At 67.0% G+C, this 19,016-nt stretch carries 15 protein-coding genes; 9 read left to right on the forward strand and 6 right to left on the reverse strand.

Annotation, left to right across the window (positions count from 1 at the left end; translation table 11 throughout):
* Positions 1–88: 88 nt before the first annotated feature.
* From NX774_RS10655 to NX774_RS10680, 6 genes are all read right to left on the reverse strand, one after another.
* Positions 89–3,226: an efflux RND transporter permease subunit gene (locus NX774_RS10655; protein WP_258822146.1), complete on the reverse strand. Its 3,138-nt coding sequence runs from the start codon at positions 3,224–3,226 to the stop codon at positions 89–91.
* Positions 3,216–4,367: an efflux RND transporter periplasmic adaptor subunit gene (locus NX774_RS10660; protein ID WP_258822147.1), complete on the reverse strand. Its 1,152-nt coding sequence runs from the start codon at positions 4,365–4,367 to the stop codon at positions 3,216–3,218. The genes NX774_RS10655 and NX774_RS10660 overlap by 11 nt, the downstream gene beginning before the upstream one ends.
* Positions 4,364–5,632: a TolC family protein gene (locus NX774_RS10665; protein WP_258822148.1), complete on the reverse strand. Its 1,269-nt coding sequence runs from the start codon at positions 5,630–5,632 to the stop codon at positions 4,364–4,366. The genes NX774_RS10660 and NX774_RS10665 overlap by 4 nt, the downstream gene beginning before the upstream one ends.
* Positions 5,633–5,647: 15 nt before the next feature.
* Positions 5,648–6,013: a hypothetical protein gene (locus NX774_RS10670; protein WP_258822149.1), complete on the reverse strand. Its 366-nt coding sequence runs from the start codon at positions 6,011–6,013 to the stop codon at positions 5,648–5,650.
* Positions 6,014–6,134: 121 nt separating this feature from the next.
* On the reverse strand, positions 6,135–7,514 hold the full coding sequence (locus tag NX774_RS10675; protein WP_258822150.1) for a sensor histidine kinase: 1,380 nt from the start codon (positions 7,512–7,514) through the stop codon (positions 6,135–6,137).
* 68 nt (positions 7,515–7,582) lie between these two features.
* On the reverse strand, positions 7,583–8,287 hold the full coding sequence (locus NX774_RS10680) for a response regulator transcription factor (protein WP_258822151.1): 705 nt from the start codon (positions 8,285–8,287) through the stop codon (positions 7,583–7,585).
* Positions 8,288–8,469: 182 nt separating this feature from the next.
* Between NX774_RS10680 and NX774_RS10685 the strand changes: the two genes are divergently transcribed.
* From NX774_RS10685 to NX774_RS10725, 9 genes are all read left to right on the forward strand, one after another.
* Positions 8,470–9,456, forward strand: coding sequence for a DUF535 family protein (locus tag NX774_RS10685; RefSeq protein WP_258822152.1), 987 nt, complete (start codon positions 8,470–8,472; stop codon positions 9,454–9,456).
* A gap of 118 nt (positions 9,457–9,574) precedes the next feature.
* Entirely contained in the window at positions 9,575–11,638 is a 2,064-nt protein-coding gene (locus NX774_RS10690; protein ID WP_258822153.1) for a TonB-dependent receptor, read from the forward strand.
* Between the two features lie 10 nt (positions 11,639–11,648).
* A complete protein-coding gene (locus NX774_RS10695; RefSeq protein WP_258822154.1) occupies positions 11,649–12,809 on the forward strand; it encodes a PepSY-associated TM helix domain-containing protein in 1,161 nt (386 codons plus the stop codon).
* Positions 12,810–13,097: 288 nt separating this feature from the next.
* The gene (locus NX774_RS10700; RefSeq protein ID WP_258822155.1) at positions 13,098–14,093 is read left to right on the forward strand and encodes an AraC family transcriptional regulator; all 996 of its coding nucleotides are present in this window, start codon (positions 13,098–13,100) and stop codon (positions 14,091–14,093) included.
* 279 nt (positions 14,094–14,372) lie between these two features.
* Complete coding sequence (locus tag NX774_RS10705) at positions 14,373–15,488, forward strand: alcohol dehydrogenase catalytic domain-containing protein (protein WP_258822156.1); 1,116 nt, start codon at positions 14,373–14,375, stop codon at positions 15,486–15,488.
* Positions 15,489–15,517: 29 nt separating this feature from the next.
* On the forward strand, positions 15,518–16,048 hold the full coding sequence (locus tag NX774_RS10710) for a cupin domain-containing protein (protein ID WP_258822157.1): 531 nt from the start codon (positions 15,518–15,520) through the stop codon (positions 16,046–16,048).
* A 31-nt stretch (positions 16,049–16,079) separates the two neighbouring features.
* On the forward strand, positions 16,080–16,592 hold the full coding sequence (locus NX774_RS10715; protein ID WP_258822158.1) for a bacteriohemerythrin: 513 nt from the start codon (positions 16,080–16,082) through the stop codon (positions 16,590–16,592).
* A gap of 32 nt (positions 16,593–16,624) precedes the next feature.
* Positions 16,625–17,368, forward strand: coding sequence for an SDR family NAD(P)-dependent oxidoreductase (locus tag NX774_RS10720; RefSeq protein ID WP_258822159.1), 744 nt, complete (start codon positions 16,625–16,627; stop codon positions 17,366–17,368).
* Positions 17,369–17,624: 256 nt separating this feature from the next.
* A complete protein-coding gene (locus NX774_RS10725) occupies positions 17,625–18,965 on the forward strand; it encodes a Rieske 2Fe-2S domain-containing protein (protein WP_258822160.1) in 1,341 nt (446 codons plus the stop codon).
* Positions 18,966–19,016 lie beyond the last annotated feature (51 nt).

The following is a 19,016-nucleotide window of genomic DNA, read 5'->3' on the forward strand; positions in this document are numbered from 1 at the left end:
AACACCCCCATCGTAAGCCATTGCCGCAGATCCAAGGATTACACTTGGTTAATGTTGGGCCAGCGAACCGGGAACAGCAAACCAGACATCATTCGGGACGGGCCGCAGGCAGCGCCTGCTCGCCACGCCCGTCGCCGCATGCCTCGTCCTCCTTTGCCCTGCGTACGAAGTAGGGAAAGGCCAGTGGCAGCAGCAGGAGCGTGAAGAAGGTCGCCGACACAATACCGCCCACGATCACCACCGCGAACGGCCGCTGGGTCTCCGACCCGATCCCGTGCGATAGCGCCGCTGGAAGCAAGCCCAGGCCGGCCATCAGCGCCGTCATCAGGATCGGGCGCAGGCGCGACACCGCGGCGGCCACCGCGACCTCGGCAAGCGGGGCCTTGCTGCGCCCTTCCCTGGCAAACTCCTCCACCATGATCACACCGTTCTGGACCGCGATGCCGGCCACGGCGATGAAACCGACCGCCGCGGAAATGGAGAAATGCAGTCCGGCCAGCGCAAGCCCAGCCACACCCCCGATGAGCGCAAACGGCACGATGGTCAGCACCAGCAGCGCATGGCGCACCGAACGGAACGCCGCGAACAGCAGGCTAAAGATCAGCAATGCCGTGACCGGGACAATCACGCGCAAGCGCTTGACCGCACGCTGCTGGTTCTCGAACTGCCCACCCCAGGTAAGCTGGTAACCAGGCGGCAGGTGCACCTGCTGCGCCACCAGCCGCTGGGCCTCGGCCACGAAGCTCCCCTGGTCGCGCCCGACCAGGTTCGCCTTCACCGACGCAATGCGCACGCCGGCCTGGCGGCTGATGCGGGCGGCGCCTTGCCGTACCGCGATGCGTGCGATGTCGGACAGCGGCACGGTGGCCGTCCCGCCCGGCAGGCTGACCTGCACCGCGCCGATGCCAGCCAGCGAGTCGCGGTCCTTCTCGTCCAGCCGCAAGGTGACGTCAAAGCGCCGGTCGTCCTCGTAGAACTGGTTGGCGGCGATCCCGCCAAGCGCAGCCTGGATCGCGGCGTTGACGTCAGCAATGTTGACGCCCAGGCGCGCGATGCGCTCACGGTCCACAACAATGTCGAGCTCGCTCTGACCGCCGATCCGCACCGCCTCCACGTCGGCCGCGCCGGGAATGGCCGCCAGGATCGCCGCGATCTGCTGGCTCTTTTGCTCGAGCACGGCAAGATCCGGGCCGAACACCTTGACTGCGATCTCGCCCTTGACGCCCGAGAGCGCCTCCTCGACGTTATCTTCGATGACCTGCGAGAAGTTGGTCGGAATACCCGGTATCGCGTGGATGCGCGCCGAAATATCCGCGGTCAAGGCGTCCTTGCTGGCGAAACGCCACTGGCCACGCGGCGCCAGGTCGGCCAGGATTTCCATGTTGTTCGGCCCTTTCGGGTCGGTCCCGTCATCCGGTCGTCCCACATGCGAGACGACGTTGCCGATCTCCGGATAGCTGCGCAGGATCGTGCGCACCTGCTTTTCCACCTGCTGCGTCTTTTCGAGCGAACTGGAGGCCGGCAACTCGATCGTCAGCCACAGGTTGCCCTCGTCGAGCTTGGGCAGGAATTCGCTGCCGAGCATGGGGGCCGCGACCAGCGCCACCACCAGCGCGCAAGCCGATGCGCCGAACACCACATGACGGTTCGCCTGCGCCCACAGCAGCAGGCGCCGATACCGTTCCTGCAGCCGCGGCAGCCACATGTTCGGCCGTTCCCGCAAAGGGCGGTGCGCGTTGGCCCAGGCCAGCAGCGTCGGGACCAGGGTCATCGTCAGCAGGATCGCGCCCAGCATGGCGAAGGTCAGGGTGAACGCCACCGGCGCAAAGATCTTGCCCTCCACACGCTGGAAGGTATAGATCGGGATGAAAGCGACCACGATGATCGCCTTGGCGAACAAGATCGGTTTGCCCAGCCGCACCACCGTCTGCCTGACCGCCTGGTTGCCACGCCGTGTAGCCTCGCCTGGCTCGACGACGGTCTGCAGATGCAGGCGCACCAGCAGTGCCTCCACCAGCACCACGGCGCTGTCAATGATGATGCCGAAGTCCACCGCGCCCAGCGAGATCAGGTTGGCCGGGATCCCGCGCGCATCCAGCACGATGAATGCCGCCAGCAGCGACAGCGGAATCACGGTAGCGACGATCAGCGCGGCGCGCCAATTACCCAGGAACACGACCAGGATGGCAATCACAAGCGCGGCGCCGACCAGCAGGTTCTCGCCCACCGTGCGCACCGTGTGGCCGATGAGCTCGCTGCGGTCGTAGATGGTGCGGATGCGCACGCCGGCCGGCAGCTTGGCGTTCAAGGCGGCCACCGCTTGCTTCACCCCGTCCACCACCTGCGCGGCATTGGCGCCCTTGGTCATCTGCACGATGCCCTCGACCACACGGTCCTGGCCATTGAAGGCAACGCTGCCCGAGCGCGGCCGATAACCGACTTCCACGCGCGCCACGTCCGATACCAGGACGGTGCGCCCGTCGTGCGCGCTCACGATGACCCGGCCGATGTCCGCGATCCGCTCGAACATGCCGATACCGCGCACCACCAGCGCCTCGTCGCCGCGCCGGACCAGCCCGCCGCCCACGTTGGCGCTGTTGCCGGCAACGGCCTGGCGTACCTGTTCAAGCGTCACGCCGTAGCGGTTCAGCGCCAGCGGATCGATCCTGACCTGGTACTCCTTCACCGTTCCGCCGAAGCTGACCACATCGGCCACGCCCGGCACCACGCGCAGCCCCGGGCGCACCACCCAGTCCTGCAAGGCGCGCACGGCGTTCTCGTCCATTCCTGGCGGCGTCTCCAGCACATAGCGGAACACCTCGCCCACGGCCGTGGTCAAGGGCGCCAGGGTCGGCTGCACGCCCGCCGGCAGGGTCACGTTCTGCAGCTGCTCGAGCACGCGCTGGCGCGCGAAATAGTCGTCGGTGCCGTCGGCAAACGTCAGCGTGATCACCGACAGGCCGCCGATGCTGACCGAGCGCATCTGGGTCTGGCGCGGCACGCCGCTCAGCTCGCGTTCGATCGGCAGCGTGACGGACCGCTCCACTTCTTCCGGCGCCTGCCCGGGCAATTGCGTGACCACCTGGACCTGCACGTCCTGCACGTCGGGAAAGGCCTCGATCGGCAGCTCGTCGAGCGCGCGCCAGCCGGCAGCGGCCAGGCAGCCGGTCAGGAACAGCACGAAGACGCGCTGGGCCAGGACAAAATCGACCAGCTTAGCGAGCATGGCTTGCCGCCTCCGCGTTCAACAGCAGCGCGCCCTCGACCACCACGCGCTCGCCGCTGGCCAGGCCGTCGGCCACATAGCTGTTCTCGGCGCCCCCGACTGCAACGGCCACGCGCCGTTTGCGGAACGCGCCCGGCGCGGTCTCCACAAACACGTAGCTGTACTGCCCTTCGGTGAACAGCGCAGTGTTGGGCAGCCGCACGCCTTGCTTGCCCTGCGCGTCTCCCACGAAGGCCACGCGCACGAACATGTCCGGCTTGAGGGCGCCGTCGGCGTTATCGAGCTCGCAGCGCACCTGCACCCGCCGCGTCACCGGATCGACCGCGACCCCGATGCGCTCGATCCGCGCCTGGAATACGCGGCCTGGCCACGCGTCCGCCTCCACCATGACGCCCTGCCCCCGGCGCAGGCCGACCGCAAGGCGTTCCGGCACGTCGGCCACCGCCCACACGTGGCGCAGGTCGCTCACCACGACGAGCGGCGCGGCCTGGTCCGGCCGCACCTCCTGGCCGGGATTCATCTGCTTGTCGGCGACCGTCCCCGCGATCGGGGCGCGCAGCGCAAACCTGCCGTCCGCCGCGCCTTCCGCGTTCAGGTTGCGCACCCGCTGGCGCGCGCGCCGCGTCTCGGCATCGGCCTGGCGAAAGTCGGCGTCGGCGTTCTCGAGGTCGCGCCGCGCCAGCACGCCGGCGCCGGACAACTGCCGCGCGCGTTCCAGCGCCAGGCCCTTGCGCTCCTGGTCTGCCAGCGCCTTGCGCAGGTCCGCCTGCGCCGTCGCCAGGTCCGGCGAGTCGAGCTGCGCCAGCGCCTGGCCGGCACGCACGCTGTCGCCCACTTCGACGGGGGCCGCCACAACGCGCCCCAGCACCGGCGAGGCAATGCGGCTGGTGTGCGTCTCGTCGTACGCGATCTTCGCGGCCACCGCATCGGCCAGCGGCATCGGCTGCGCCTGCACTTGTGCGATTTTCAAGGATGCGCTGCGTGGATCGCCTGCGGGAATACGGATGTCGTCGGACGCAGGCTTGGGCGCCGGGACAGCCGGGGCAGCAGCGGGCGCAGCGCCCTGGAGCAGCTCCGCGGCAGCGAGCGCGGCGGCACCGCACGCCAGCGCGGCGGCGATGAATCGGAATCGGATGTTCATTCTTTGCTTTCCTCGGAAATTGCGGCATCGAAGGCGGCGGCCGATTTGGCGAAATCGGCGCGCGCCGCGATGGCGTCCAGCTCGGCCGCCCGGTAGCTCCGGCGCACGTCGAGCACGTCCATGACACTGGCGGCGCCGTGGCTGAATGCGAATTCGCCAGCCTCCGATGCCTTGCGGGCGGCCGGCAGGATGTCGTGCTCGAACCGCGCAACCAGGGCTGCACTGGTGCGCAGCTCGGCCGCAGCCTTGTCCAGCTCGGCCCGCGCCAGCTGGCGGGTGCGCAGCAACGCCTCTTCCGCCGCGTCCACGCTTGCCTGCGCCGATCGCACCTCGCCTTCCATCCCGTAGCGCACGAAGAGCGGCACCTGGACGGCGATGCCAACGCTGTTGCCGCTGCCCTGGGGATTGGCTGCGCTGGCCGGATAGTGCTCGAACTGCACGCCAACCGTGATGTCGCGCGTGCGCCCGGCCAGCGCCAGCTTGTGGGCCGCGCGCGCCGCATCGAGCCGCGCCTGGGCAGCGCGCACGTCGGCACGCCGCTCGATTGCGGCGCCGGCGCGGTCGGTCACCACGGGGGCCGGCCAGCCATCGACGGCGCTGGGCAGTTCGCCTGGCTCGGCCCCGAGCAGCAGCGCCAGCGCGCGCTGGGCCTGCCCAAGACTGGCGGTGGCGCTGTCCGCGTCATTGCGCGCGCGCAGCGCATCCATACGCAGGCGCAGCGTGTCGCTCGGCGCCAGGTCACCGGCGCGTTCGCGCTGCTGCGCCGCGCGCAAGGCGTGCTCGGACAAATCGGCAAGCTGGACGAGCACCTGTACACGCTCCTGCGCCGCCAGCAGGTCGTAATACGCCTGGCCGACGTCGCGCCGCAGCTGCCGCCTCACGTCGTCGGCGTCCGCGCGCGCCGCTGCCACCAGCTGGGCCGCGGCAGCGCCGCGCAGTTCGCGCTTGCCGCCGCGCTCCACCAGCTGGTCCACCCGCACGGTGCTATCGACGGTCTTGCTGCGCAAGCCGCCGGCGCCCACGCCTGCCGCCGGATTGATGTTGGTCGTCTGCAGCGTCAGGCTCGGATTGGGCGCGGCACGCGCCTGGGTCTGGGCGGCCTCGGCGCTATCGACGGCAATGGCCGCCAGGCGCGCATCGTGATTACGGTTGAGCGCCAGCCGCATGGCCTGGGCCAGCGTCAGCGGCATGGCGGCGTGCGCCTGGGTGGCGCAAGCGGCAAGCGCCAGCAGCGCGAATCGCATCGCGCGAAACATCGGTACCATGGGAAACTCCAGATCCTAATCGCGGTGCGCCGCGAGCATGCGGGAAATACGTGCGGGACGGCCGTCGGCGCACGCCTCGGGCCAGAGCTCGACCTCGTCGCGCTCATGCAGCGTCAGCCCGGCCGGCACCTCTGCCACATCGGTGACCGAACGGTGCCCGTTCCAGAAACGCACCCGGACAAAGCGCCGGCCCGCCACCAGGTCCGGCCCCAGGGCGCCCAGGCAGGCGGGCAGTTCGGACTTGACCAGCGTGGCGTCGGCGGCGCCGATGACCCGTGCGCGCCTGGCCCCATGCGCCCAGTCGGCCTGCGGCCCCTCGGGCTGGGCGCAAGCGGCAAGGCAAAGCGCCAGGACGATTCCTGGGCCATGAGTGAAGCGCATATCATTCCCTAAACATCAAGGCAGGCACATCCATGCAGCCTGCGATTGGGCGACATGATACGGTGCCAGGCAGCGCTGAAAATTACAGCTCAGTAATGATTACGGGATCGTAATTTGTGTCTCAGGCGGAAGGCGAGAAACGCGGCAGCACCAGCCGCACCTCCAGGCCGGGACTGGTGTTCTGCAGGACCAGCTTGCCACCGTGCTGCTGCGCGATGGCGTTGACGATCGACAGCCCCAGGCCGTTGCCCGGCAGGTGACGGCTGCGATCGACGCGATAGAAGCGCTCGCACACGTGCCCAAGGTCGGCAGCAGGCACGCCGGGCCCGTCGTCACGCACGACCAGCGCCGCGGCGTCGGGCTCGCACAGCACGCTGACGACGATACGCACGCCCGTGCCGCCATACTTGAGCGCATTGTCGATCAGGCTGGAAAGCGCACTGGCGATCAGCTGGCGGTCGCCCTGGACCTGGCACGGCCCGCCGGGGGTGATGCCGAGCCAGGCCCCTTGTGCCTCGGCGGCAGGCTCGTACAGTTCGACGATATCGGCGGCGATCGATTGCAGGTCCAGGGTGGCGAACGACACGCCCGCCACACCCGATTCGACCGCCGCAATCTGCAGCAGCTTGTCGAACACCCCGGTCACCTCGTCGATCTCCTCGATCGCCGCACGCGCAACGGCGGACAGTTCGTCGCAGCTGCGCGATTCCTGCAGCGCGGTCTCCAGGCGCGCGCGCACGCGCCCGAGCGGGGTGCGCAAGTCGTGCGCGATCGAGTTCGACACATGGCGCACGCCTTCCATCAACTCGCCGATGCGGTCGAGCATCTGGTTGATGTCCGCGCTCAGGCGCGCAAATTCGTCCGAGCCCTGCACCGCAATGCGCCGCGTCAGGTCGCCCGCCCCGACCTGTCGTGCGGCCCGCCGGATCTGCCCGATGCGGCGCTCGAGCTGGCGCCGGAACACCAATGCCCCCGCGAGCGCGAGCAGCAGCGACACCACCACGCCAAGCAGCAGCGCGCGCCCGATCACGGTGCGCACCGCGTCCAGCTCGCGCAGGTCGCGCCCCACCACCAGCAGCGCTCCGCCATCGAGCGCAAGCGTCACCAGCCGCGCCGAAAAGCGCGCGCCGTCGCGCGTCAAGGTACGATAGGCCAGTTCCCCTGTCTTGAGCGGCGGTCCCTGCCACGCGCCCAGGTTGCCGGCCACGGGCTGCCCCTGCGGGGACAACAGCAGCAGGATTTCGGTATCGGTGTCGATGCGGTCGGACAGCTGGGCAGCGATTTCGCGCTGCAGGGCGGCCTCGCCACCGTCGCGGTAACGGGATTGCAGATGCTGTGCGACCGCGCGGATTCGCGCATCCACCGAGTGTTCGAGCACGCCGACGGTCCCGAAATACAACACCGCAGCGAGCGTGGCGACCGATAACGCGACCAGCAAGGCGTAGCCGAGGGCCAGGCGCGCGGCGATCGAACCGCGCAAGCTCACGCGCGGTCCGATCATCGGCGCCTGCACTGGCGAGAAAGCCAGGCTGACCTGGGTCCGGTAAAAATATGCGGCATCGTTCGCGCCTACAGGTCGAACGCCTCGCCGGAGGCGGGCACCCTTAACGTATAGCCCGTGCCGCGCACGGTATGGATCAGCGGCACATCGAACCCTTTGTCAACCTTGCCGCGCAGCCGGCTGACCTGCACGTCGATCACGTTCGTTTGCGGGTCGAAATGGTAGTCCCATACGTCTTCCAGCAACATGCGGCGCGTCACGATCTGGCCTTCGTGGCGCATCAGGTATTCGAGCAGGCGGAATTCGCGCGGCTGCAGCGGGATCGGCTGGCCCGCGCGGGTGGCGCGCATGGCACGCAGGTCCAGCAGCAGGTCCGCGACCTGCAGCTGGGTGGCCAGGCGCGCGCTCGCCGCCCTGCGCACCAGGTTCTCGACCCGGGCGACAAGCTCGGCCAGCTCGAACGGTTTGGCCAGGTAGTCGTCGCCGCCCGCATGCAGCCCGCGCACGCGCTCGTCCACGCTGTTCAAGGCGCTCAGGACCAGCACCGGGGTGTCGTCCGAGCGGCTGCGCAGCGAACGCAGCAAGGCCAGGCCATCGACCACGCCGGGCAACATGCGGTCGAGGACGACCACGTCCCAGCCGCCGCGCTCCAGCAGCTGCTGGGCGCTGATGCCGTCCTCGCACGTGGTCACGGCATAGCCGTTGCGCTCGAGGCCTTTGGACAGGTAACTGAGCGTCTGGGCGTCGTCTTCAATGAGGAGGCACTGGAACATGGCAGGGAGCTGCGCCTGGCAGGGGGAAACGGACTTGAGGCAGTCACGACTATACCATGCGCATACCCGTCCGGCCGGCCCTTTCCAAGGTTACGGAACGGTAATCTTTACAGCAGGCTTGCTCCGCTATACTTCGCCGCTTCGCTTGCCCGTCGCCCAAAAAGCGAGCACTGCACTTGTTTATGTATTCCTACTTGCATCCCAGCGCGCGCGAGCGCGCCACGTTGAAGGACAGGGTGAAGCTGCTGCTGGGCGCTGCACTCTTCCCCGGCCAGACCAGGCGCTGGAAAGGCTATGTCCAGGACCACCCGGTCCTGCGCGACCTGGCCGATGGACTGCCACGCATCATCCACAAGATCTACCGCCCCTACCTGTCGAATCATCTCAGCTGCGCACGCCGGGTCCGGGTGCTGATGAACCATTACACGGCAATCAGCGAGGCCGGTCTCGGGCCCCTGGTCCGCCGCGCCGCGGCGGCGCCGGTCACGCTGGCCCGGTTCGACGGCAAGTCAGGCGCCATGCTCGAGGTGAGCCTGTCCGCGATCAGGAACGCCCATCGGGAAGGCGAGCTGGCGCTGCACTTGTCCTGCCAGGGGCGCACGGTGTACACCGCCAGCTTCACGCTGATCGTCCATCCGGACGAACGCCACCTGGCGCTGGGCGGCTTGCAGGGGCTGCGCGCCAGCGACGGCGCGGCGGTGGTCAGGCAGCTGACCCGGGAACTGCACGGCTGCCGGCCGAAGACCTTCATCGTCGAGATCCTGCGCCACCTGGGCACTTGCCTGGGCTGCAGCAAGCTGATCCTGGTGAGTAACCGGAACCGCATCGTCGTCAACTGGCGGCGCAGTGACCGCATCTCGGCCGACTACGACACGACCTGGCGGGAAATGCATGCGCTGCAACGCGAGGACGGCAACTTCGAGATCCCGTGCATCAATCCGGCGAGCGGCGACATCAGTTCGGTCCCGTCGCACAAACGCTCCGAGGCCCGCAAGCGCCATGCCCTGATGTCGCAGGTCCAGCAGCAGGTCGCTGCCTCGCTGCGCCTGTCTCGCTCCCAGGCAGCGCCGTTTCATGTGCCACGGAAGATGGGGGAAGCGGCAATGGCGCCCCGCAAGCTCGTCGGGAACGCCGAGCAATTGCCAGCCGCGAGTGCCACAAGTCATTGAACAGTTTTTTGATCTGGATCATGTTTTTAAGATGCATTATAAATCTATGATTTGGCCATGATCACTTGTTTCGTCTCACAACGTCAGGTGATGCCACAAACACACCAGGTGGATTGCCATGGGAACGAACCAAGAGAAACGACATACCCTTCCCGCACGCGGCTGCGTGCGCACCCCGCTCGCCCTCGCGCTGGCGCTCGCGTTTGCCCTGCCGGCGTCGGCGCAGGAAGCCACGACGATTGACACACCCGCCCTGACACTGGGCCGCGTGATCGTGGTCGGGCATGCAACCGGCCCGCTGGCCACCCGCAACGTGCTGACCTCGGTGGACACGTTGCGCGACGACCAGATCGCCGACCAGGCCGTCACGCACAACTGGCAATTGTTTGGCCAGATTCCGGGCGTGATGCTGACCCAGTTCGGCCAGGGCACAACCTCGGGCAAGTTTTCGATGCGCGGCTTTAACGGCGAAGGCGAGATCAATGCCGTCAAGCTGCTGATCGACGGCATCCCGAGCAACAGCAACGACGGCAACATGCCCTACATCGACCTGGCGCCGCTGCTGGACATCCACGCGGTCGAGGTCGTGCGCGGGACCAACGACCCGCGCTACGGCATGCACAACATCGCCGGCAATGCCAACATCGTCACCAAGATCGGCGACAACTACAAGACGGCGCGCCTGGGCTACGGCAGCTTTGACACCCGTGACCTGCAGGGCGCACTGGGCTTCGACGCCAACGGCTTTTCGCAAAACTACGGCTTCGACTACCAGAGCACCGACGGCTACCGCAACCATTCGTCGGCTGAGAAAGGCGGCTTTTCGGGCAAGTGGTTCTGGTCGCCGGACAAAGGCACCGCGCGCTACGGCCTGATCGTGCGCCACCACCAGGCTTCGGCCGACGAGGCCGGTTACCTGACCTATGCCCAGTCGCGCCAGGACCCGGACCTGTCGCCGGCCCACAACCGCACCGACCGCGACCACCGCTCCACCAACCAGGTCGCCATCCAGGCCGAAAACCAGTGGTCCGGCAACCTGTTCTGGACCGCGCAGGCCTACCAGAACGACCTGGACGACCGCCGCTACGTGACCTTCTCTGCCACCGTCTCGCAGCAGGAACGCATCGTGGTCGAGCGCCACCGCGGCGCGTCCGGCACCCTCACCTGGCGCCCTGCGGCCACGGCGCTCGGTTCGTTCACCGTCGTCGGCGGGCTCGACACCGAACACCAGGACAACAGCAGCCAGCGCTACAACACGGTGGAACAGGTACGCACGGCCCAGACGCGCAACCAGCAGTTCGACCTGGACACCACCGGCGGCTTCGTGCAGGTGGTGTACAAGCCCAGCAGCGCCCTGACCGTGACCCCGGCCTGGCGCGGCGACAAGATTGCGGGCACCTACACCAACCTGCTCGGCGGGCAGACGTATGGCGTCAACGACTATGGCCTGATCAGCCAGCCGAAGATCAGCGCGGTGTACAAACTGGCGCCCTCGTACTCGGTCTATGGCAACTGGGGCCGCAGCTTCCAGATCGGCGTGGGCACCGCCGCGTACAAGGTCAACCAGTCGGCCGACCTGGCGCCCTCGATCAACGAGGGCTGGGAGACCGGGCTGAAGTTCCGCCCGCTGGACTGGATCGAAGGCCGCGTGGCGCTGTGGGAACAGACCGCGTCGAACGAGGCGCGCCGCAAGCTCAACGACCCGGCCAACGACGCCGAAAACATCGGCGCCACCCGCCGCCGCGGCCTGGACATCCAACTCAACGCGCAGCCCACCGAACAACTCGGCGCGTGGGTAGGCGCGGCCTTCCAGCGCTCGAAGATCGTGCGCACCGATGCCGCCTCCATCGCCACGCTCGGCAATGAAATCGACCACGTGCCGCACCTGCTCTACAACCTCGGCGCCGACTACAAAGCCAGCGACCGCCTGCGCTTCTCGGCATCGATGAACGGGCAAAGTTCCTACTACCTCGAGCGCACCAACAAGACCGGCAAGTTCGGCGGCTATGCGCTGTTGAACCTGTCGGCTACCTGGTGCGTGAAGGACAATTTCGACGTGGAAGTACAGGTGCGCAACGTCGCCAACCGCTACTACGAGTACGTGTGGCACGACGGCACGCAATCGCTGCATGCGCCCGGCAGCCCGCGCAGCATCAACCTGATGGTCACCGCGCACTTCTGAGGCGGCGCACATGGCAAGCCCGGTCCGGCGCGTCGTCCTTGCGCTTCACTTCTGGAGTGGCCTGGTGGTGGGGCTCTGGTTCGTCCTGCTCGGCCTGACCGGCAGCGCCCTGGTGTTCTACCTCGACATCGACCGCGCGCTCAACCCGCACACCCGGGTCGAACACGCGGTTGCCGCCTTGCCGCCGGTGGAGTCGATCCACCAGGCGCTGCGCCAGGCCTATCCGGAGCGTGACGGCCCATGGCGCATCGAGCTGCCGCTCGACCAGGACACGCCGGTGATGGCCCGCTACTACCACCCGGCCGAGCGCGCCGGCAGCTACTTCGCCCCAATGCTGGTGACCCTGGACCCGGCGACGCTGCAAGTGACCAGCAAGCGGTTCTGGGGCGACACCGTGGTGACCTGGCTGTTCGACTTGCACTACACGCTGTTGTTGGGCAAACCTGGCCTGGTGCTGGTGGGCCTGGCCGGCATCCTCTGTTTCGCTGTCATGGTGACGGGCATCCAGTTGTGGTGGCCGTCGAAGGCCAGGTTCTGGACCGCCCTGCGCATCGTGCCGCGCCCCGGCGCCGTGCGGCGGGCGTACGACATGCACTGTTCCAGCGGCGTGTACTGGCTGCCCTTGCTGGCCGTGCTCGCGCTCACCGGCAGCGCGCTGGCGTTTCCCGACCAGACGCGGCTGCTCCTTCGTGCGAGCCCGGCACCGGCGGCGCCGATAACGAGCGCGCACCAACGCGATACCGTCTCGCTGGACCAGGCCATCGCCACCGCCAAGGCGCGCTTTCCTGACGCCGAAGTCCGCTGGGTCGAGACCAGCGGCGCCGGGCACACGCCTATATCGCTGCGCATGCGCCAGCCGTCCGAGCCGAGCCGCCGCTTTCCGCAAACCCGGGTCTGGCTCGACGCGGGCAGCGGCGCGATCCTGGCCGCGCATGACCCGCTCGCGGCCAACACGGGTGCGCGCATGTCCTACTGGTTCCATCCGCTGCACAACGGCGAAGCGTTCGGGATTGTCGGCCGCGCAGCGGTGTTCCTGTCGGGCTTCGTTCCCCTGCTCCTGTTCGTCACCGGCGTCATCCGCTGGCGGCACAAGGTGCGCGCGCGTGCACAGGCCGCGCGTACGGCCCGCCCCCTCACCAGCGCAGCGCGCGCGCCCCGGTCGGCGATGTAACGCCTCGGGCCGCCGCCCGTGCTCATTGGACAGAAACCGAATTTTTGCCAGGCTTACCACAATCAAAGCAAAAAAAGAACGGATCTGGATCAAGAATATGGCATACTATTTTCCACACGTTGGCGCGACATACCATCAAAAAGAAGCAGGTTCGTCCACTGCTCACATCAAGCGCGCCATCGGGCGGAGGAACCGGTAAGTTGCCTGCACCTGTCCCACAGGGTGGTCAACCTGGTATTTCAGCGCGCCCGAAACTGAGATCCATGCCTGATCACCCAAGAGACAACTATGGCGCACAGTGTTTTCCCCTCCCTCATGCCGGCGGACAACGTTCTGTCCGACTACGGCCTGTGTCAGACCTCCGACATCGAGGAGGCGCGCTCGGTGGGCGAGCGCATTTTCTGCAGTAACAAGATCTACTCCAAGGACCCAAAGTTCAACACGCGCGTCAATTACCGGCGCGTCAACAGCCTGGGCGTGGGCCGCATGACCTATGGCGGCGAGACCGTCATCGACCCGGACGTGATGGAGTCGTTTTCGCTGGTCCAGGTGCCCATCAGCGGGCGCGAGTTCATCGAGTCCGACGGCAAGCGCGCCTTGTTCGAGTCCACCCAGGGCGTGGTGCTCAACTCGCATGCCCGCACGCGCATACACCACTTTGGCGGCGACAAGATCATCATCCGGGTCGATAACGAGGTGGTCCGGCGCCAGTGCCAGCAGCACCTGGGCCGCACCTTGCAAAAGGATGTCGAATTCAACGCCGTCATGGACCTGGATACGCCGGACGGCCGCAACATGGTCAAGATGCTGGCATGGATGTGCGACGTGCTGTCCACTTCGGACAAGCTCTCGCCCCTGCTCAGCACCCAGTTCGAGACCACCTTCGTCGGCATGCTGCTCAGTTGCCAGCCGAACAACTACAGTGCCGAACTGTGCGAGGACAAGGGCCAGTCAATCGCGCCATCCTTCGTCAAGCGCATCGAGCAGTACATCGAGGAGCATGCCCACGAGCCGATCTCGGTGGGCGACCTGGCGGAATACGCCGGTGTCAGCACGCGCTCGCTGTTTGCCGGCTTTCGGCGCTTTCGCAATACCTCGCCCATGCACTTCCTGAAGGAGGTGCGCCTGCGCCGGGTGCACGAAGAACTCCTGCGTACGCCCCCTTCCAGCGGCGCGGTCACCACCGTCGCATTCCGCTGGGGCTTCAGCCATCTCGGCCACTTCACGACCGACTACAAACGCCGTTTCGGCGAAACCCCGTCCGAGACGCTGCAGCGTTCCTGACCCGCCGCCTCCCGCTGGCGCACCGCCAGCGGGCATTTGCCGGCGCCCGCGCAGCACTTCCTTTCCCTGTCCCGCCCTTGAAGCGCACCGCCCCCCGCGGTGCGCCCGGCGTTATCCCCATCGTGCCCACCAGCGCGGCGTTTCCTGCATTGCCGGGATAAGCGCTTCGCGCACGGGAGTGTGAGCCGGGTTCCCTGTGCCCTAGGATCGACGTTCAACACAGCCGTTCGCCGGCCACGCCGTGGACCGCGAACCGACGATCACACCAAGGAGACAGACATGAATGCCCCGAACACGATGAAGGCAATGCGCATCCACGAGCCTGGCGGCCGCTTCCAGATGGATACGCTGCCGCTGCCCACGCTGCTGCGCCCGACCGACGTCCTGGTCCAGGTCAAGGCATCCGGCGTGGTGCCGAACCTGCGCAATGTGATGAGCAACTACGGCGAGCGTTCCTACCTCACGGTGCCGGACCTGCCAGCGATCTACGGCCTGGATACCGCCGGCGTGGTGACCGAAGTGGGCGCCGCCGTCACCGGCATCGCGCCGGGCGACCGCGTGTACATCAACCCGGGCCGCTCCTGCGGCTCGTGCCACGCCTGCCGCATGGGCGAGCCGACCAACTGCGTCGCTTACACCTTCCAGGGCTACTTCGGCTTCGGGCCGCGCTCCAAGGATATCTACAAGCAGTACCCGTACGGCGGCTTTGGCCAGTACGCCACCGCCCCGGCCGACGGCCTGGTCAAGCTGCCGCCCGCGGTCACCTTCGAGCAGGCAGCCCGTTTCGGCTACCTGGGCACCGCGTATTCCGGCTTGCGCAAGGCGGGTGTGGCGGCCGGCAAGACCGTGTTGATCAGCGGCGCCAGCGGTACCCTGGGCCTGGGCGCGGTGCAGATTGCGCGGGCAATGGGCGCGGTCAAGATCTTCTGCGTGGCGCGCAATGCCGACCTGCTCGAACGCGTGCGCGCGCTCGATCCTGAGCGTATCCGCGTCTTCTCGCACGGCTCCGGCGACCTGGGCGAATGGGTACGCAGCGAGACCGGCGGCGTGGGCGTGGACGCAGTGCTCGACGCGATCGGCCCTGGCGCACCGCACCAGGTCACGCTCGACTGCATCGGCGCGCTGCGCCGTGGCGGCCGCCTGGTCGAAGTGGGCGCAATGAACGACCCGCTGCCGCTGAACCTGCACGAGCTGATGTGCTCGCAGATCAGTGTCTTGGGTTCGCTCTGGTTCTCGGTGGGCGAAGGCCAGGACCTGGCCTACATGGCCGCCGCCGGCACGCTGGACCTGAACGTGTTCGACCATCACCGCTACACGCTCGAGCAAGCCAACGAAGCGCTGGCCGACGCCGAGCAGCGCAAGGGCGGGTTTGTCAACGTCGTGATCGTGCAGTAAGCGCGCATCCAACAACAAGGAGTCTGAACATGGTAAGACGTATCGTAACGGGCGAGCGCAACGGCAAATCGGTGGTGGTGTCCGACGGCCCGGTGGCCAATACCCACGACTATGCCGCAGTCCCGGGCTTTCAAACCACGCTGGCCTGGGCTACGACCGATGCCGAGCCCACCCTGCCCTTCGACGGCCGCGACCCGGTGGTGGGCATCGAATCGGTGATGCCGGCGCCGCACGGCACACGCGTGATCGTGGTCCAGTTCCCGCCCGACAGCGTGATGGCCACGCCCGGCTTTGACGGCGCTGCCGCCGGCGCGGAATATGCCCAGTACCTGCCGGGCCTTGCCGAAACCTTCGACCCCGACGGTTCCGGCTTCCACCGCACCCCGACGGTCGATTACGACGTGATCCTGTCCGGCGAGCTGTGGCTCGAGCTGGACGATGGCGAGCTGCGTCACCTGAAGGCCGGCGACATCGTGATCCAGAACGGCACGCGCCATGCGTGGCGCAACCGGACCGAAACGCCGGCGGTGATGCTGTCCGTGCTCATCGCCGCACGCTAGCCCGTTCACCTTTTCGACCCGGAGTCCGCCCATGTCCCACCACCACGCCCACGGCCGCCAGGAAGGCTTCGACGAGAACGCCGCCGACAAGCTCGAGTGGAGCGACGCACTGCTGCTCGGCCTTGGACCGATGGACGACGCGCACGAGGAATTCGTGCAGGTCGTGAAAGCGCTGGCCGGGTGCAATGCCGTCACGGCCCTCGGCTGCCTGCAAGCGGTCGAGGATCACCTGCTTGCGCACTTCAACACCGAGCGCGAGTTGATGGAGCGGACCGGGTATCCGTCGATGGATTGCCACCTCGACGAACACCAGAAGGTGCTCGACACGGTGCTGCAGGTGAACCAGCTGGCCAAGGCCGGCCAGGTTGGCCTGCGCGACGTGCGGCGCCTTGCCGCCGCGCTCGCGGACTGGTTTCCCAAGCACGCGACCTATCTCGATTCGGCTTTGTCGACCTGGGTCAGCAAGCAGCGCCATGGCGGCGCGCCCGTCATCCTCAGGCGCCATATCGCGCAGTTCGCAGAGCCGGAAACGAGCCCGGCCTGAACGCGGACAGCCACATTCCAAAGGAGTGCAGCATGATGATGAAAGATAAGGTCGGCCTGGTCACGGGCGGCGGCTCGGGCATGGGCCGCGCGGCTGCCATTGCCCTGGCCGCGCAAGGCGCCACCGTGGTGCTCGCCGGCCGCACCGAAGACAAGCTGGCCGTGGTGCGCGACGAGATCGCCGCCGCGGGCGGCAAGGCCGACATCCGGGTAATGGACGCCGCGCGCCGCGAAGACAATGAAGCGCTGGTCGCGTATATCGAATCGCGTTTCGGCCGGCTCGACTTCGCCTTCAACAACGCGGGCGGCCACGCCGACTTCAAGCCGATCGACCAGACGCCGGTGGAGGAATCGGAATGGGTCATCGATCTCAACTTCAAAGGTGTCTATTACGGCGTCAAGTACCAGGTCGAGGCAATGCTGCGCGCCGGCGGCGGCGCGATCGTGAACAATGCGTCGATCTTCGGCTTGCGCGGCATGAACGGCATCGCCCATTACGTGGCGGCCAAGCATGCGGTGGTCGGCCTGACAAAAGCGGTGGCCAAGGAATATGCGGGCCAGAACATCCGCATCAACGCGGTGTGCCCTGGCGCGACCGAAACACCGAACTACATGCGTTCGACCGGCGGCGACGTGCACCTGCTCGACGACATGATCCCCATGCGCCGCATCGGCCAGCCGCAGGAAGTGGCCGAGGCGGTGGTGTACCTGCTCTCGCCCAGGTCGGCCTACGTGACCGGCACGACCTTGTCGGTGGATGGCGGCATGACCGCTTGAAGTGGCGCCGCGGGCCGCGTTGCCTGCCCGCGTATCCAGGCTCCTCGAAGGGCTGGCCCTGTGCAAACAGGCCAGCCCTTTTGTCATTGATCGCCGCGCGCGAACGCGTGAAAAACTGCGCCACCGTTTTTGTGCATTGATGGGATAGAAGGTTCACCAACGGGAGCGCCAGCGGCATTGCCGCTACGTACCATCAGATCGCTTGCTTTGCATCGTGCGAAGCATCTTTCCCATACGTAGGAGATTGGAGGCAATCATGGCAGATCAACCCGTAGTGCGTCGCCGCGTCGTCAAGACCGGCATCAGTGAAGAGCGTACCAACAACAGCAAAGTCCAAAGCCAATACCAGCCGTACAAGGATGCGGCCTGGGGCTTCATCAATCACTGGTATCCGGCGCTGTTCAGCAACGAGCTGCCGGAAGACCACGTCGAGGGCATCCAGATCTGCGGCATTCCCATCGTGCTGCGCCGCGTGGACGGCAAGATCTACGCGCTGAAGGACCAGTGCCTGCACCGCGGCGTGCGCCTGTCGGAAAAGCCGATGTGCTTCGACAAGGAAACCATCTCCTGCTGGTACCACGGCTTCACCTTCAACCTGGAATCGGGCCTGCTGTCGACCATCGTCGCCAACCCGAACGACAAGCTGGTCGGCACCACCGGCATCACCACCTACCCGGTGCAGGAAGTGGCGGGCATGATCTTCGTGTTCGTGCGCGAAGACGATTTCCCTGACGCCGACGTGCCGCCGCTGTCGGAAGACCTGCCGGTGCGCTTCCCGGAAAACAGCGAGCGCTTCCCGCACCCGCTGTGGCCGGCCGCGCCGAGCGTGCTGGACGAAAACGCCGTGGCCCTGGGCATGCACCGCACCGGCTTCGGCAACTGGCGCATCGCTTGCGAGAACGGTTTCGACAACGCGCACATCCTGGTGCACAAGGACAACACCATCATCCACGCGATGGACTGGGTGCTGCCGCTGGGCATTCTGCCGACCGCCGACGATTGCATCGCCACCGTCGAGGACGAAAAGGGTCCGAAGGGCCTGGTGCAGTGGCTGTTCACCGAGAAGTGGGCGCCGGTCATGGAGAACAAGCAGCTGGGCCTGAAGATCGAGAACACCAAGGGCCGCCCGTACCGCACCTCGGTCGTGCTGCCAGGCGTGCTGATGGTCGAGAACTGGCCGGAAGAGCATGTGGTGCAGTACGAGTGGTACGTGCCGATCACCGACGACACCCACGAGTACTGGGAAGTGCTGGTGCGCGTCTGCCCGAGCGACGCCGACCGCAAGAAGTTCCAGTACCGCTTCGACCGCGTGTACAAGCCGCTGGCGCTGCACGGCTTTAACGACTGCGACCTGTACGCCCGCGAAGCGATGCAGAACTTCTACGCCGACGGCACCGGCTGGGATGACGAGCAACTGGTGGCCACCGACGTGTCGCCGATCACCTGGCGCAAGGTCGCATCGCGCTGGAACCGCGGCATTGCCAAGCCGGGCCGTGGCGTGGCCGGTGCGCTCAAGACCACCAGCCTGCGCTTCAAGGACACGGCCGACGGCCTGCGTCCTGGCTACAAAGTCCCGAAGATCCCGGACGAAGAGTAAGCAACAAACAAGGCCGCGCCGCCGCGCGCGGCCTTTTTCGCTGCCCTGCAA

Source organism: Massilia agilis (assembly GCF_024756255.1).
Classification (GTDB): Bacteria; Pseudomonadota; Gammaproteobacteria; order Burkholderiales; family Burkholderiaceae_D; genus Telluria; species Telluria agilis.

Excerpts from the sequence above, each read along its gene's own strand:
- NX774_RS10690 (WP_258822153.1), top strand. The coding sequence starts at position 9,575 with ATGGGAACGAACCAAGAGAAACGACATACCCTTCCCGCACGCGGCTGC.
- NX774_RS10670 (WP_258822149.1), bottom strand. The coding sequence starts at position 6,013 with ATGCGCTTCACTCATGGCCCAGGAATCGTCCTGGCGCTTTGCCTTGCC.
- NX774_RS10715 (WP_258822158.1), top strand. The coding sequence starts at position 16,080 with ATGTCCCACCACCACGCCCACGGCCGCCAGGAAGGCTTCGACGAGAAC.
- NX774_RS10710 (WP_258822157.1), top strand. The coding sequence starts at position 15,518 with ATGGTAAGACGTATCGTAACGGGCGAGCGCAACGGCAAATCGGTGGTG.
- NX774_RS10725 (WP_258822160.1), top strand. The coding sequence starts at position 17,625 with ATGGCAGATCAACCCGTAGTGCGTCGCCGCGTCGTCAAGACCGGCATC.
- NX774_RS10675 (WP_258822150.1), bottom strand. The coding sequence starts at position 7,514 with ATGATCGGACCGCGCGTGAGCTTGCGCGGTTCGATCGCCGCGCGCCTG.
- NX774_RS10720 (WP_258822159.1), top strand. The coding sequence starts at position 16,625 with ATGATGATGAAAGATAAGGTCGGCCTGGTCACGGGCGGCGGCTCGGGC.
- NX774_RS10680 (WP_258822151.1), bottom strand. The coding sequence starts at position 8,287 with ATGTTCCAGTGCCTCCTCATTGAAGACGACGCCCAGACGCTCAGTTAC.
- NX774_RS10705 (WP_258822156.1), top strand. The coding sequence starts at position 14,373 with ATGAATGCCCCGAACACGATGAAGGCAATGCGCATCCACGAGCCTGGC.
- NX774_RS10660 (WP_258822147.1), bottom strand. The coding sequence starts at position 4,367 with ATGAACATCCGATTCCGATTCATCGCCGCCGCGCTGGCGTGCGGTGCC.
- NX774_RS10695 (WP_258822154.1), top strand. The coding sequence starts at position 11,649 with ATGGCAAGCCCGGTCCGGCGCGTCGTCCTTGCGCTTCACTTCTGGAGT.
- NX774_RS10685 (WP_258822152.1), top strand. The coding sequence starts at position 8,470 with ATGTATTCCTACTTGCATCCCAGCGCGCGCGAGCGCGCCACGTTGAAG.
- NX774_RS10655 (WP_258822146.1), bottom strand. The coding sequence starts at position 3,226 with ATGCTCGCTAAGCTGGTCGATTTTGTCCTGGCCCAGCGCGTCTTCGTG.
- NX774_RS10700 (WP_258822155.1), top strand. The coding sequence starts at position 13,098 with ATGGCGCACAGTGTTTTCCCCTCCCTCATGCCGGCGGACAACGTTCTG.
- NX774_RS10665 (WP_258822148.1), bottom strand. The coding sequence starts at position 5,632 with ATGGTACCGATGTTTCGCGCGATGCGATTCGCGCTGCTGGCGCTTGCC.